Source organism: Prevotella sp. E13-27 (genome assembly GCF_023217965.1).
Classification (GTDB): Bacteria; Bacteroidota; Bacteroidia; order Bacteroidales; family Bacteroidaceae; genus Prevotella.
This window is the reverse complement of the sequence record NZ_JALPSC010000002.1, coordinates 518,164-533,577: the sequence shown is the minus strand read 5'-3', so window position 1 is coordinate 533,577 and position 15,414 is coordinate 518,164. Positions and strand designations below refer to the sequence as shown.

Annotated in this window: 11 protein-coding genes; 7 read left to right on the top strand and 4 right to left on the bottom strand. The window is 46.1% G+C overall.

Translation table 11 applies throughout. From position 1 onward, the window contains the following. Window position 1: 1 nt before the first annotated feature. Complete coding sequence (ileS, locus tag M1L52_RS11125) at window positions 2–3,418, bottom strand: isoleucine--tRNA ligase (RefSeq protein ID WP_248615078.1); 3,417 nt, start codon at window positions 3,416–3,418, stop codon at window positions 2–4. A 415-nt stretch (window positions 3,419–3,833) separates the two neighbouring features. After that, window positions 3,834–4,460, bottom strand: a complete 627-nt coding sequence (locus tag M1L52_RS11120) for an outer membrane beta-barrel protein (RefSeq protein ID WP_248615077.1) — start codon at window positions 4,458–4,460, stop codon at window positions 3,834–3,836. 216 nt (window positions 4,461–4,676) lie between these two features. On the opposite strand from M1L52_RS11120, the gene kdsA reads away from it, so the two are divergent. The 7 genes from kdsA to M1L52_RS11085 are packed head-to-tail and all read left to right on the top strand — an operon-like array spanning window position 4,677 to window position 13,946. Then, complete coding sequence (gene kdsA / locus M1L52_RS11115; RefSeq protein ID WP_248615076.1) at window positions 4,677–5,435, top strand: 3-deoxy-8-phosphooctulonate synthase; 759 nt, start codon at window positions 4,677–4,679, stop codon at window positions 5,433–5,435. After that, window positions 5,432–6,379, top strand: a complete 948-nt coding sequence (locus tag M1L52_RS11110; protein WP_248615075.1) for an SIS domain-containing protein — start codon at window positions 5,432–5,434, stop codon at window positions 6,377–6,379. Before kdsA ends, M1L52_RS11110 begins: the two co-directional genes overlap by 4 nt. A 55-nt stretch (window positions 6,380–6,434) precedes the next feature. Next, complete coding sequence (locus M1L52_RS11105) at window positions 6,435–10,175, top strand: AraC family transcriptional regulator (protein ID WP_248615074.1); 3,741 nt, start codon at window positions 6,435–6,437, stop codon at window positions 10,173–10,175. Continuing rightward, on the top strand, window positions 10,172–11,455 hold the full coding sequence (locus M1L52_RS11100; RefSeq protein WP_248615073.1) for a phospholipase D-like domain-containing protein: 1,284 nt from the start codon (window positions 10,172–10,174) through the stop codon (window positions 11,453–11,455). The genes M1L52_RS11105 and M1L52_RS11100 overlap by 4 nt, the downstream gene beginning before the upstream one ends. Window positions 11,456–11,483: 28 nt before the next feature. After that, window positions 11,484–12,077, top strand: a complete 594-nt coding sequence (gene ruvC / locus M1L52_RS11095) for a crossover junction endodeoxyribonuclease RuvC (protein WP_248615072.1) — start codon at window positions 11,484–11,486, stop codon at window positions 12,075–12,077. Between the two features lie 11 nt (window positions 12,078–12,088). Beyond that, window positions 12,089–13,426, top strand: a complete 1,338-nt coding sequence (locus tag M1L52_RS11090; RefSeq protein ID WP_248615071.1) for an ATP-binding cassette domain-containing protein — start codon at window positions 12,089–12,091, stop codon at window positions 13,424–13,426. A gap of 13 nt (window positions 13,427–13,439) precedes the next feature. Further along, the gene (locus M1L52_RS11085; RefSeq protein ID WP_248615070.1) at window positions 13,440–13,946 is read left to right on the top strand and encodes a hypothetical protein; all 507 of its coding nucleotides are present in this window, start codon (window positions 13,440–13,442) and stop codon (window positions 13,944–13,946) included. A gap of 26 nt (window positions 13,947–13,972) precedes the next feature. Here the strand turns inward: M1L52_RS11085 and M1L52_RS11080 are convergent, their stop codons facing one another. Together M1L52_RS11080 and M1L52_RS11075 are read right to left on the bottom strand one after the other, a co-directional pair. Further along, the gene (locus M1L52_RS11080) at window positions 13,973–14,926 is read right to left on the bottom strand and encodes an SPFH domain-containing protein (RefSeq protein WP_248615069.1); all 954 of its coding nucleotides are present in this window, start codon (window positions 14,924–14,926) and stop codon (window positions 13,973–13,975) included. A gap of 35 nt (window positions 14,927–14,961) precedes the next feature. Further along, entirely contained in the window at window positions 14,962–15,414 is a 453-nt protein-coding gene (locus M1L52_RS11075) for an NfeD family protein (protein WP_248615068.1), read from the bottom strand.

Sequence of the window (15,414 nt, the reverse complement as noted above, 5' to 3'; positions counted from 1 at the left end):
CTTAAGATTTTGTTATTGTTATATGTAATTTAAAGTCATCGAAATCAACTTCCTGTCCGTCATTTGCCTCAATGCGGATATCGTCGGCCAGCACCTGTGTCTTCACATAGTCTGCAAAGGCTGCTATGGCTTTCTCCATCTGCTCGTTTGGCTCAACACAGATCTTTATACGGTCAGTAATCTCATAGCCGTTCTCCTTACGCATGTTCTGAACACGGTTAATGAGTTCACGTGCCATACCCTCATTGCGGAGCTCATCGGTGAGTTCCACCTCAAGGGCAACAGTAAGGTTACCTTCGTTGGCGACGAGCCATCCTGGGATGTCTTCGCTGATGATGTCAACATCGACTGCCTCAATGGTCTGTGTCTGACCTTCCACGCTGAGGGCTATGGTTCCGTTGGTCTCAAGCTCAGCAATCTGCTCTTGCGACATAGCATCAACAGCAGCAGCAACAGCCTTCATCAGCTTGCCGAACTTCTTACCCATAGTACGGAAGTTACACTTTACCTTTTTAACCAGAACTCCCTGACCATCAACGAATTTCAATTCCTTGACGTTCACTTCATTCTTGATAAGTTCCTTAACGGCTTCTATGTGTCGCTTCTGCTCTTCGTTAGCAGGAACCATGATGCTCTGCAGTGGCTGGCGAACCTTAATGTTCACCTTACGGCGAAGGGCGAGAACCATTGAAGTAATCTTCTGTGCCATCTCCATACGAGCCTCGAGCTCCTTGTCGATGAGTGCCTCGTTGCACTTGGGGAAGCTGTCGAGATGAACGCTCTGTTTCTCACCACCAAGGTCACGATAGAGCTGGTCGGCATAGAAAGGAGCGAATGGAGCCAGAAGCTTTGCAACTGTGATAAGACAGGTATAGAGAGTATCGTAGGCTGAGCGCTTGTCATCGCTCATATCCTTACCCCAGAAACGTTTACGATTAAGGCGCACATACCAGTTAGAAAGATCGTCATTTACGAACGCATCAATCAGACGACCAGCACGAGTAGGATCGAAGCCATTCATCTCCTCCTCTACACGCTTAACGAGGGTGTTAAGGCAAGAGAGAATCCATCGGTCTATCTCAGGACGATTAATCTTAGCATCCTCTGCTGATGGTACATAATCATCTACATTTGCATAGAGAGCAAAGAAAGAGTAAGTATTGTAAAGAGTGCCGAAGAACTTACGGCGCACCTCGTCAACACCCTCTGGGTCGAACTTCAGGTTATCCCAAGGCTCTGAGTTTGTCATCATGTAGAAGCGCACGGCATCTGTGCCGTACTTCTCAATCATCTCAAACGGATTGACAACATTGCCTACGTGTTTTGACATCTTGTTACCCTTTGCATCAAGCACAAGACCAGTAGAGATGACATTCTTGAAAGCCACAGAATCGAAGATCATTGTTGCTATAGCGTGGAGTGTAAAGAACCATCCACGAGTCTGGTCAACGCCCTCGTTAATAAAGTCTGCTGGGAATGCTAAATTCTTATCAATCAGATCTTTATTCTCAAATGGATAATGTATTTGTGCATAAGGCATTGAGCCTGAATCGAACCACACGTCAACGAGATCGCTCTCACGCTTCATTGGCTTTCCTGTGGGTGAAACAAGCATTATGTAGTCAACGTAAGGACGATGGACATCAATCTTGTCATAATTCTCCTGAGAGTAGTCGCCAGGAACGAAGCCTTTATCCTTTAACGGGTTCGACGCCATCACTCCTGCTGCCACAGCCTTCTCAATCTCATTATAGAGTTCTTCGAGCGAACCAATGCAAATCTCTTCGCCATCCTCAGAACGCCAGATAGGCAGCGGAGTGCCCCAGAAGCGTGAACGAGAGAGGTTCCAGTCGTTCAGGTTGTCAAGCCAGTTGCCGAAACGACCTGAGCCTGTTGACTCAGGCTGCCAGTTAATGGTCTTGTTAAGCTCACTCATGCGCTCCTTCATTGATGAGCTCTTGATGAACCAAGAGTCGAGAGGATAGTAGAGCACGGGCTTGTCTGTACGCCAGCAGTGAGGATAGTTATGCACATGTTTCTCAATGCGGAATGCCTTACCATCGGCCTTCAGGTCCATGCAGATAGAAATGTCGAGGGTCTCGTCCTTATCAGTCAGAGTGTCGTCGTAGGCATTCTTAACATAGCGTCCGCTATACTTGCTCCATTTCTCTACGTCAACATACTGCTTAACGAATTCCTCGTCAAGATCCTCTATGAGGAAATACTTACCCTGAAGGTCAACCACAGGACGCTCAGCGCCCTTCTTGTCTATGAGGACAATTGGGCAGATGCCGGCTTTCTTAGCAACGAATGCGTCGTCAGCACCAAAGTTAGGAGCGATATGAACGATACCTGCACCATCCTCAGTAGTAACATAATCACCAGGAATAACGCGGAACGCATCGCCCATTGGCTTAATCATTGGAAGCAACTGCTCGTACTCCATGCCTACGAGGTCAGTACCCTTGTAGTGGCCAACAGTACGATAAGGCAGGAATTTTTCACCTTTCTTGAACTCAGGCATCTCGCCACCATCGGTAATCTCAGCAGCAGTATCGAAGTAAGCTGCCACACGGGCCTCAGCCATAACGACAGTTATCTTCTCTGCTGTATAGGGATTATAGGTCTCAAGAGCCACATAGTCTATCTTCGGACCTACGCAAAGTGCAGAGTTTGCAGCGAGAGTCCAAGGAGTAGTGGTCCAGGCCATGAAGAATGGAGTGCCCCACCCTGTCATTTCAGGCTTGGGATTCTTCATACGGAAAAGAGCAGTACAAGTGGTATCCTTCACATCACGATAGCAGCCAGGCTGGTTCAGCTCGTGAGAAGAAAGTCCAGTACCTGCTGCAGGTGAATATGGCTGAATGGTATAGCCTTTATAGAGTAGCCCCTTGTTATAGAACTGCTTCAGCAGATACCACAGAGTCTCAATATACTTGTTATCGTATGTAATGTAAGGATGGTCGAGGTCAACGAAATAGCCCATGCGCTCTGTAAGCTCACGCCACTCGGCTGTAAACTTCATCACGTTCTCACGGCACTTTTTGTTGTATTCCTCAGTAGAGATGTACTTCTCGCTCTCCTTATTGTCAATATCGGCCTTAGTAATGCCGAGCTCTTTCTCAACGCCAAGCTCTACAGGCAGACCGTGGGTGTCCCATCCTGCCTTACGCTTCACTTGGAAGCCCTGCATGGTCTTATAGCGATTGAATGTATCCTTGATTGAACGTGCCAACACATGATGAATGCCTGGATGACCGTTTGCAGAGGGAGGTCCCTCAAAGAACACAAACTGAGGACAGCCCTCACGCTCATCGATAGAACGGTGGAAGATGTCTTCTTTCATCCACTTTTCCAGAATCTCATTGTTCACCTGTGTCAGGTTCAAGCCGTTATGTTCGGCGAATCTCTTTGCCATTTTTTCTTATATATTTTTCAATAACCGGTTATATGCTAACAGCATTTTCTTTTAAGAATGTGCAAAGGTATGAAAAAATCGGCAAATCAACAAATAATAAATAAAATTTTAAGATTAGAAGTTCAAGCAAGCCGCAATACTGCCTTACAATAGCGTTCTTACCAAACACTCGAAGCGTTCTTACCAAACGCTCTTAGTATTCTTACCAAACGCTCTTAGTGTTCTTACCAAACGCTCTTAGTGTTCTTACCAAACACATGAAGAGAGAAGTTAAACTTTACTCTGAGAGAAGTTAAACTTTACTCGAAGAGAAGTTAAACTTTACTCTGAAAGAAGTTAAACTTCTCTCAAAGAAACAAAAAAAAGCTCGCCTCAACGAGGCGAGCCTATTGTTAACTTTAAGTTTTTCTAATTCTTAGAAGTTGTAGTACATACCGAAGCTAAGCCCCAGAGTATTCAGGTCAAGACCAAAGTTCTTATCTGTAACGGTTGGACCAGCTGCAGGCTCCTCCTTTGTCTGGAAGTAGCCAAGACCACGACCAAGCTTAGCAACGAAGTTGATCTGATCGTTCAGCTGATAAGAGATACCAGGAACAACAGCTACGCTGAAACCACTTGTCTTGTCATCAGAAGACACCTTACCTGTAGTAGTAGTCAACTCAGTTGTTTCCTTACCAGTTGAAACAGTTACCTGTGCATCAGCGAAGAGGCTCAGGTTACCCCATGTCAGAGCTGTGTAACGGAAGTAAGGAGCGATGCTAAAGTCAGTACCCTTAACAGTTTTTGTTGAGCTAGGCTCATTGTTAGACATATTGAAACCAACAGCTACACCAACAGCCATGTTGTCAGCCAGCTTGAAACCTACCTCAGGAGCAATGCCGAAAGAAGTAGTCTTGTCGTCAGAAGAAACAGTTACGCCTGCAGCAGTTGCCTCTGTAGTTTTAGTGTTTGCGTTGAAGTTCAAAGAACCACCAACATACATTTGAGCGTTCATGGTAAGAGCTGCACAAGCAGCAACCATTGTCAATACAATCTTTTTCATTTTTACGGTTTTATTTAATTAATAAATGTTACTGTGTGCCCACACAAATGTGGGTTTTGTTTGTTATTTCGGGTGCAAAAGTATAGAAAACTTTGAAACCAACAAAATTTTTCTTACTTTTTTTTCATTTTTATTGCAAAATACTGATTAATATTTGCTCGTTTGGTCGGAAATGCCTATCTTTGCAGGGTTTTACACATATTTTATATATAATATATGAACAACACTACACTAATTGCAGGCCCATGCGTCATAGAGTCGGCAGAACTTCTTGACATCGTGGCTGCCAAATTGATGGAAATAAACAACAAACTCGGCACCGATATTATATTCAAAGCCTCATTTGACAAGGCTAACCGCACGAGCATATCTTCTTTCAGGGGTCCTGGTTTGGAAAAAGGACTACAGATGCTTGCCGACGTGAAATCGAAATACGGATTACGACTTCTCACAGATATTCATGAGTCGTGGCAGGCAAAGCCAGTAGGAGAAGTTGTTGACGTAATACAAATACCAGCATTCCTTTGCAGACAGACCGACCTCTTGGTAGCTGCAGCACGTACAGGCAAGACTGTCAACATAAAGAAAGCTCAGTTCCTGGCAGGACGCGACATGCGCTATCCTGTAGAGAAAGCACGCGATGCTGGGGCTAAAGAAGTATGGCTGACAGAGCGCGGCAACATGATGGGCTATGGCAACCTCGTTGTCGATTTCCGCAATATTCCTGACATGCTGCAGATAGTACCAACAGTCATCATGGACTGTACCCACAGCGTTCAGCGTCCTGATGCTCAGGGCGGAAAGACAGGCGGTGATCGTCGCTTTGTTCCTCAGATGGCTCTGGCAGCAAAAGCATTTGGCGCCACAGGCTACTTCTTCGAGGTTCATCCTGATCCTGACAAAGGACTTAGCGATGCTGCCAACATGCTCGAACTGGAAAAACTGGAAGGACTCATTAAGCAACTCCTATCATGACACCAAGAGAATACGGAATACAATGCATAAAAGACGAGGCGCAGGCGTTGCTTGACCTCATTCCACTAATAGACAACGAATTCAACCGTGCAGTAGAGCTAATGCTTAACTGCAAAGGCAAGGTGATAGTTACAGGCGTAGGCAAGAGCGGACACATAGGTGCCAAGATTGCTGCTACGCTGGCATCAACAGGCACCCCATCGTTTTTCATCAACCCACTTGACGTCTATCACGGCGACCTGGGCGTGATGACCCACGACGACGTGGTACTGGCAATATCAAACTCAGGCGCTACTGACGAGCTTCTGCGATTCATACCAATGGTACTTCACATGGAGATACCAATCATAGGAATGACAGGTAACCCCAAATCACTTCTGGCGAAATACTCCACATGTCATCTTAACGTACATGTGGCACATGAGGCTTGTCCGCTGAACCTGGCACCAACAAGTTCCACCACGGCAACTCTTGCTATGGGCGACGCGCTGGCAGTAGCTCTTATGGAGCAGCGTCATTTCCAGCCACAGGATTTTGCACACTTCCATCCTGGAGGCGAGCTTGGCAAACGACTGCTCACCACAGCTCAAGACGTGATGAGAAGCGAAGACCTTCCAATGCTTACACCAGAGATGCGTCTTGGCGATGCCGTAATACTTGTAAGCAAGGGAAAACTCGGACTCGGCATAGCTGAGAAAGACGGACAGGTCATGGGTATCATCACCGATGGCGACATTCGCCGCGCAATGGAGAAGTGGCAGGCAGAGTTCTTCAATCGCACAGTAAGCGACATCATGACTACAACGCCAAAGACTGTTAAGCCTGACACGAAGATAACAGAGATACAGCGAATAATGCACCAATATAAGATTCACTCTGTACTTGTCATTGACGCTCAGCGCAAGCTGATGGGAGTCGTGGACAGCTACTCATGCATGATTTGACAACATAACACAAAAACAAATACAACCAATTCTCTTATACAACACGATAACATCCATGAAGAGATTCAGATTCTTAATCCTCATAATAGCAGCATTGCTCCTACCCTCTTCATTACCTGCAGAGAATCTGTTCAAGATACTCAATGCTCGCCAGGGCTTGACATCGAGTCAGATAAACTGCATAATAAAGGACTCGAGAGGCTTTATGTGGTTTGGCACTCCTGCAGGTCTATACCGCTATGACGGATACGTGTTCCGTCATTTCCAGTGCGACTCACAAGACGGCTCGTCACTTCCCGACAGCTATATTGAGGATATACAGGAAGCTATCGACGGAAGTCTTTGGGTTAAGACACCTGCAGGCTACTGCATCTATCACCCACAGACTGAGACCTTCGAGCGCGACATGCACCAGGTGTTCACGTCAATGGGTATCAACGACATTCCTAAGCTGTCATACATAGACCGATATCACAACCTGTGGTGCTATATACCCAAGCGAGGCATCATGTGCTACAACATGCAGCAGCAGACTGACTATGAGTTCGGCTTCACAGGCAATGCCAACGGAAGCCACGGTGTGCCTCAAGGCGACATCTGCTCCATAGGCGAATGTAAGGATGGAGCACTTATAGTCTATAGCGACGGCCTTATAGTCTGCCTGGACATCATGCATCAGCAGAATGTACTATGGACGACTAACGAAATATCACAAAAGAAGCTACGCAAGACATCAACGCTGAAAGTATTCTCAGACCAGATGGATAATATATGGCTCTATGGTCAGGGAACACTTTTTGTGTATAACAAGAAGGCAAAGACATGGAACACCACCATTGGCGACCAGCTCAACCTAACGGGTGTAGGTGTTGACGACGGTATTAACGCTATGGCAGGCGACCGTAGTGGAAACATCTGGGTTGCCACAAGCCGACAAGGCATGATGCGCATCAACGTGAACACACAGCAGATGGAGCATGCGCCACTATCAACAATGAACCCAACACGCTTCCAGACGACGTCCAGCATACAGAGCATTTATGTTGACGACACAGACCTGCTATGGGTAGGAACAGCAAAGTCTGGCGTATCATATTGGGGTGAGAACATCTACAAGTTCAGCGCAGAATTCTTAGGCGACATCACAGCAATAGCTGAAGGAGCCGATGGAGAGATGTACTATGCCACAAGCGACAACGGCATACTAAACCACGATTTCAAGCTCGCAAGCCTCAAGGTTACCACAATGGCTGCTACGAAAGACGGCAGCCTGTGGGTAGGCTCAAAGCAAAATGGACTAACTCGCATCTATAAGGATGGCACTTCGAGGATATACTCAACCATAGGTGACAGCGTCAAGCGTACGCTTATTGATGACCATGTCAACGCACTCTGTACAGACAAGACTGGCAACTTATGGATAGCCACCGACGGAGGTCTTCAGATGTTCAACACTCGCATGGAGACATTCTCAAACTACACGAAGGAGAACCGTAAGCTGAAAGTCAACAACGTCACGTCGCTTTACTACACTAAGGACAACAACATGCTTATAGGCACATCCGAAGGACTGAGCGTTATGAACATCTCAACATCCGAGACGACTCACTATATAGGCAACTCCACAGGTGTAAAGAAGTTCACCAACAACTATATCACCTACGTATTCCAGGATTCAAGAGGATTAATATGGGTTGGCACGCGTGAAGGAGTAAACGTACTGAATCGCGAGATTGACGACATGACCATACTCACAGAGAAACAAGGACTGTGTAACAATAATGTCTGCGGTGTGGTAGAAGACAAGAACCACAACATCTGGATAACCACAAGTAACGGCGTTACACGCATAGTGGCCCAGCGCAACCACGAAGACGGAACATACAACTTCGGCCTCTACAACTATACCATTAGTGATGGTCTGCAAAGCAACGAGTTCAACCTTGGCGCAGTTTTCACAAAGAAAGACGGCACCGTTATACTTGGTGGACTATACGGCGTGAACTGGGCACGCCAGCAGTCTGTTGACGAGACGGAAGCTCTGCCAAAAGTTATGCTGACAGAACTGCTCATAGGCGAAGAGGAGATTCTAACAGGTCACTCCTACAATGAGCATGTACCTCTGCCACAGGCGTTAAATGAGACAACACGCCTTGAACTGCTCAACATACAGAACACATTCACCATACGCTTCGCAGCAGGCAACTACAACCAGAGCGAGCGTCTGCAGTTCAAATACTGGATGGAAGGGCTCGACGACGACTGGCACAATGGTGATGCACTAAAGCACGGCGTAACATTCACCGACCTGCCAAGTGGAACATACAAGCTCCATGTCAAAGCCATTAGTGCCGAAGGCGTCATAAGCAAACAGGAACGAGTGATTGAAATCGTAGTTCTTGCTCCATGGTATCTCCAATGGTGGATGATTCTGTTCTACATCGTGATAGTCATCATCGCCATTTATCTATGGCGTATGGGCATTGACCAGATAAAGCGTCTATGGAAGAAAAAGCACGCACTTCTGGAAGAGCTCGCCATACAGAGAGAGGAGATTAAAACGGCGAGCGACGACCTGCGCCAGCCTATGGCACGCATGACATCTATCATCATGAACCTGGCAGAACGTGACAGCAGTCTTGAGGAGCGCGAACAGCTCAACGCCCTGCACTCACAGATGCTACAAATCATCACTCGCATCAGCGACATGCAGTCTTCACTTGAGCACCCAGAGGCTAATGCACGCAAACAGGTGAACAAGCACTATGAGCTGAATAGCCACGGAGAAATGATACTGCCAGATGAGGTTAACGAAGAGCTTACTTACGAGATTAAGTCACAGCTGCGCGAGTCGCCAACATCACGTCTGAGAGTAATGTTCATAGATGACAACGAGGAATTCATAAAGTTTGTCGATGCACGCTTCCGCTATGTTTACGACTTCCACTCCTATAACAACATTGTCAATGCATCGACAGACATAGAGACCACTATGCCTGACCTCATCGTCTGCAAGCAGGACATGAAGCCTATGACTGGTAGCGAGCTGTGTAACAACGTCAAGCTGAACCCATTATTTGACAAGATTAAGTTCGTGCTGATGACTGAAGGCAAGTTGACCGCACAGGAGATGCTCGACCAGAACATATCGGTATCTGCCGATGATTATCTCAGCAAGCCGTTCAATCTTCAGGATGCAGCATTACGCTTCAATAAGCTTTTAGGCATAGGAGCCGTTGAGATAACAAGCGACCTTATTGAAGGTGCAGAGACACGACTGTTGGAAGGTCATAACTCAAGTATGACCACAGCAACAGAAAGCATCGACTACGGATCATACAATCCAGATCAAGACACTAACGACGCCAACGACGAGATGCACGCTGTCGAGGTGCAATATATCAAACAGGAGGAAGTTCCTCAGGATGATGACGATGACTTCAACGACTTCTCAATGAACAGCGCCATAGACCGTCAGCTCATAAAGAACATTGAGCAATACGTTCAGCAGAACATGAGCCGTGGTCAGATAAACCTGGAAGAGATGGCACAGGCAATGGGCATGGGCATGAGACCGTTCTTCTTGAAGGTACGTGACATCACAGGCAAGACACCTTCGGAGCTGGTACGCGACATGCGTCTGAAGAACGCCTGTCTGTTGCTGAAGCGCACAAACATCAACATGAGCGAGCTTGCCACAAACATCGGCTTTGCTACAGGTGAGCACTTCATCAACATCTTCAAGGAGAAATTTGGCATTTCGCCATCAGAATACAGATTGAGATATCGCAAATGAAATTCAGGATACACAGCAAAGTAGCGGGGGTGGCTTTTTCCATCCTCGCATGCTTCTGCCAAACGACAAACGCTCAAGAAACATCTGACTCAATGGTAATGAGAGACATGCTCGACTATGGCATAAACTTCTCTCATAACAACCGTGTCACATTGCTCATGTCTGGACAGGAAAAGTTCGACGACATGTTCAAGGCTATTCGTCAGGCGCGCCAAAGCATCCACCTTGAATATTTCAACTTCCGCAACGATTCAATAGCATCGCTACTATTCGACATCCTGCGCGAGAAACGAAAGGAGGGTGTCGAGGTAAGGGCACTCTTCGATGGTTTTGGAAACGACTCAAACAACCAGCCACTGCTGAAACGACACATCAAAGCACTTCGCAACGACAGCATAGATATATGGGAGTACGACCCAATACGTTTCCCATGGGTAAACCACATCTGGCCACGCGACCATAGAAAGATTGTAGTCATCGACGGTTCCATAGCCTATACTGGCGGAATGAACGTGGCAGACTATTATATAAAAGGTACGGAGCAGGTGGGAGAATGGCGCGACATGCATTGCCGCATAGAAGGTGGGGCTGTCAACGAGCTGCAACTAATCTTCTCACGAATATGGGAAAGAGTTACTGGCGAAGACATCTGGCAGCAAAAGTACTTCAATGCATATAAACCAGAAAAGTACAATAATCTGAAACCAGATACCACAACTACAGCAGGACACAAGATTGTAGGCATAGTAAACCGAGAGCCTCATACCACAAACGATGCCGTAAGACGAATGTATCTGTCGGCAATAGACCATGCACAAGATTCAATTCGCATCATAAACCCCTACTTCACCCTGATACCTTCAGTTAACAAAGCCTTGAAAAGAGCCATAGGCAGAGGTGTTAAGGTAGAAATAATGGTATCGGCAAAGAGCGACATTCCTTTGACTCCAGACTGTGTATTCTATAATGTTCACAAACTGATGAAGCGAGGAGCTACTGTATGGCTTTATCAACCTGGCTTCCACCACTCAAAAATAATGATGGTAGATGGACGTTTCTGCACAGTTGGTTCAACGAACCTTGATGCACGAAGTCTGCGCTTCGACTATGAGGAGAATGCTCTCATCATTGACCCTTTTACAACAAAGGAACTTGACAACATGTTCGACCGTGATAAGACAAAGAGCATTATGCTCACTGAAGAGGAATGGGACAAGCTCCGCACACCGTGGCAGAAGTTCCGAGGATGGTTCGCTCACCTGCTAAGACCTGTATTATAATAATGGTTAAGACCCATATTATCAGAGAATGAAGAACAAAGGCGAAAAAATAATACTTGGCATTGACCCTGGAACAAACATCATGGGTTATGGTGTGTTACGTGTGGTTGATACGAAGGCACAGATGATTACTATGGGAGTCATCGACCTGCGCAAGTTTGGCGACGGCTACCTAAAGCTGGGACATATCTTTGAACGCGTTACAGGAATCATTGACTCATTCTTGCCCGACGAACTTGCCATCGAGGCTCCGTTCTTTGGTAAGAATGTGCAGTCAATGCTGAAGCTCGGACGTGCACAAGGTGTCGCCATAGCTGCAGCAATACGCCATAGTGTTCCCATCCACGAGTATGCCCCAATGAAAATAAAGATGGCATTGACTGGTAACGGAACAGCTTCGAAAGAGCAGGTGGCAGGAATGCTTCAGCGATTGCTGAAGATAAAAGACGACGATATGGGACAGTTTATGGATGCCACCGATGCACTGGCAGCCGCATACTGTCACTTTCTTCAGATGGGACGCCCGGAGACCGATGCTCCACACTATAAAGGATGGAAGGATTTTGTCACGAAGAACAAAGAGCGCTCGTCTGAAGGACGCAAACCTACGAAGACAGAATGAGATTGAACATTATGACAAAAGAATCTAAGATAACAGTAATATTCGGACCTAACGGCAGCGGAAAAACAAGATATGCCGAGGATATGCGCCGAAAGATGGCAAGCGATAGCCTGCGATACATTGCTTTCAGCGATGCCTATGGTGCTGCTACCGACAAAGCCTATTACTTGCAGCTACGCTGGAACCAACACGACATTGACGAAGAGACACCACGCGTAGGTAAACTTCTTGAAAAGGCTTACCTTAATGCCGGAAACGATACGCCTGAACGTTCCTTATTACGTCAGCAGCTTTATGAGATCTTTGACATAGAGCCATTCTTAGACAAATATGTCATACTCCTCTCAAGTGGCGAGCTACGCAAGTTCCAACTGGTAAAAGCTCTTCTCTCCCACCCCACGACACTCATTCTCGACAATCCTTTCATAGGACTTGACGCTGAGACGCGCCAGTTACTTAATACTCTTCTCTTTCAGCTCAACAGACAGCAGGGCATCAACCTATATTTACTTCTATCGAAACGAGAAGATGTGCCAGATTATGCCGACGAAATAATATATTTAGGCGATAGCAACGATAAACAAACGAATGTTCAGCCTACGGAATACTATGCAAAGGAGATGGCTTCAATAGAGGCCGAAATGACGGAAAATCATAATCCTTCGCAGAGTGATGTCGTTGTAGAAATGAACAAGGTAAGCATACGCTATGGAGAACGAACAATACTGCGCGGCCTTGACTGGGTTATTCGCAAAGGTGAACGGTGGGCACTTTGCGGGCAAAATGGTAGCGGCAAGTCAACTCTTCTGTCACTGATATGTGCCGACAATCCACAGAGCTATGCCTGCGACATTAAACTATTCGGCAATCAGCGTGGGCATGGAGAGAGCATCTGGGAGATCAAGCGTCGCATAGGCTATGTATCGCCAGAAATGCACCGCTCTTACATGCGCAATATACCAACCATTAACGTAGTTGCAAGCGGACTGAAAGATACCGTCGGTCTATACATAAGAGCAAATGAATCTGAAAAGAATCAATGTCTAAAATGGATGCGGCTCTTCGGAATAGAACATCTGGCTCAGCGTTCTTTCCTCACACTCTCAAGTGGTGAGCAGCGCCTCGCTCTTGTTGCTCGTGCCTTCGTAAAGTGTCCCGAGTTGCTTATCCTCGATGAGCCTCTGCATGGACTCGACAATAACAACCGTCAATTGGTTAAAAACATTATCGAGGCTTACTGTCAGGACAAATCAAAGACACTCATCATGGTAACCCACTACGAGGAGGAACTTCCAGAATGTATTACCAAACGTAAAACGTTAGAAAAAATAAAAGAACCAACAGTATAATTCTGTTACATCTATGAAAAAGATAATATATGTAATGCTGTTATTCTGCATTATTTCCACTAATGCAGCAGCACAAGAGGTATTCAGCGAGATGCTGAAGAAGTCAAAGGCAATAGTTGAAAGCCCCACCTCAACTGAGATGCAGAAGAGATGCAGCCAGTTCAAGGTCGATGCTCTAACTTACATGGCAATGAAGATGCGTGAAGAGATGCCTGACTCCTCGGCTTTTCTTCTTGACCGACAAGCATACTCACTCAACAACTTCGTAAGCCTCTACATAAGTACACTGCTCGATTACCGAGACGCTATTCAAAAAGACCAAATAGAGATAATAAAGCTTTTCATGGATGCGAGTTTCTCTAATCCGCTGTTTAACGACCCTGACGGTGAACTAGTGCTAAGCTATTTCGCAAACAGCGAATGTCTTACTCGCTTTTCTCTTGATACAGACTGGCCAAAAGCATATATTGCAGTCGCAACCCAACTTAAGAAATTAAAACAAAAAAGTGAAGAGCAGTAACTCTTCACTTTTTGTTTTGACTGATATTATTCACTCTTGAACAAATCCTTGATACCGCCAATAGAGCCCATCAGGTTTGTTGCTTCGTAAGGCAGATAAACAGTCTTAGTTTTGTCACCAGTAGCCAGTTCCTGCAACATTTGGATGTACTTCTGTGCCAACAGGTAGTTTGCTGGATTGCTGCTCTTACCAACAGCCTGAGTAATCAGTTCAATAGCTTGTGCCTCAGCTTCAGCCTTACGTATGCGAGCCTGAGCCTCACCTTCAGCAGTAAGAATAGCCTGCTGCTTAGCTGCCTCTGCACGGTTAATCATAGCGGTCTTCTCACCCTCAGATGCCAGGATCTCTGCAGCCTTCTCACCTTCTGATGTAAGAATCTGTGCACGCTTGTTACGCTCTGCCTGCATCTGCTTCTCCATGGCGCTCAACACTGATGATGGAGGAGTGATGTCCTGAAGCTCTACTCGGTTAACCTTTACACCCCACTTGTCAGTAGCATCATCAAGAACGAGGCGCAGCTTCTGGTTAATGGTATCACGAGAAGTAAGGGTCTCGTCAAGTTCCATCTCACCGATAATGTTACGCAGTGTGGTCTGAGTCAGTTTCTCAATAGCGTTCGGCAGATTGCTAATCTCATAGGCAGCCTTGTAAGGATCCATGATCTGGAAATAAAGCAATGCGTTAATCTCCATCTGGATATTATCCTTTGTGATAACGTTCTGAGAAGGGAAGTCGTAAACCTGCTCACGAAGATCAATCGTAGATGAATAAGAATAGCGACCGTGGTTCAGCACGACAATGTTCTTTGCACTATCAATGAAAGGAATGATGAAGTTGATACCTGCTTCCAAAGTAGCATGATACTTACCAAGACGCTCTACAATCTTTGTTTCTGACTGAGGAATGATAACCAGCGTCTTCTTCACAATGATAACAGCCACAATAGCGATGGCAATTAAGAAATAAAGAAATAGATCCATAAGTTTTAGTTATTTAAATGTTAATAATAAAGTTGTTAATCTACTAATTGTTCTACGGTGACAATAGTGCTCTCACGACTCACAATCTTGACACGTGTGCCTTCAGCTATTTCCTCATCGTTAGCAGCTACTGCTCTCCATTGGTCACCATCTATTGCTACATAGCCGAAGCCTCCAGCAGGGATGGTCTCGCTGACGCGTCCCTTACGTCCCAACAGAGCATCAGCATTACTAACACGTTTTTCTTCATTGTTGTGCAGATAACGCAACACGAAAGGACGTACCTGAAACAGACTGAACAACGATACAATGGCGAAGACACCAATCTGCCAGTAGAGGTTAGCGAAAGGTGCCGTTATGGCTGCGCCTGCCGCTCCTATAGCTAAACACATGATGAAGAAATCGCCAGAGGTTAGTTCGAGGATCAGTCCCAAGACGGCTAATACCGCCCACACTTGCCACATATTGGCTAACAGATACTCAATCAT

Excerpts from the sequence above, each read along its gene's own strand:
- kdsA (WP_248615076.1), top strand. The coding sequence starts at position 4,677 with ATGAACAACACTACACTAATTGCAGGCCCATGCGTCATAGAGTCGGCA.
- ileS (WP_248615078.1), bottom strand. The coding sequence starts at position 3,418 with ATGGCAAAGAGATTCGCCGAACATAACGGCTTGAACCTGACACAGGTG.
- M1L52_RS11120 (WP_248615077.1), bottom strand. The coding sequence starts at position 4,460 with ATGAAAAAGATTGTATTGACAATGGTTGCTGCTTGTGCAGCTCTTACC.
- M1L52_RS11100 (WP_248615073.1), top strand. The coding sequence starts at position 10,172 with ATGAAATTCAGGATACACAGCAAAGTAGCGGGGGTGGCTTTTTCCATC.
- M1L52_RS11075 (WP_248615068.1), bottom strand. The coding sequence starts at position 15,414 with ATGATTGAGTATCTGTTAGCCAATATGTGGCAAGTGTGGGCGGTATTA.
- M1L52_RS11105 (WP_248615074.1), top strand. The coding sequence starts at position 6,435 with ATGAAGAGATTCAGATTCTTAATCCTCATAATAGCAGCATTGCTCCTA.
- ruvC (WP_248615072.1), top strand. The coding sequence starts at position 11,484 with ATGAAGAACAAAGGCGAAAAAATAATACTTGGCATTGACCCTGGAACA.
- M1L52_RS11080 (WP_248615069.1), bottom strand. The coding sequence starts at position 14,926 with ATGGATCTATTTCTTTATTTCTTAATTGCCATCGCTATTGTGGCTGTT.
- M1L52_RS11085 (WP_248615070.1), top strand. The coding sequence starts at position 13,440 with ATGAAAAAGATAATATATGTAATGCTGTTATTCTGCATTATTTCCACT.
- M1L52_RS11110 (WP_248615075.1), top strand. The coding sequence starts at position 5,432 with ATGACACCAAGAGAATACGGAATACAATGCATAAAAGACGAGGCGCAG.
- M1L52_RS11090 (WP_248615071.1), top strand. The coding sequence starts at position 12,089 with ATGACAAAAGAATCTAAGATAACAGTAATATTCGGACCTAACGGCAGC.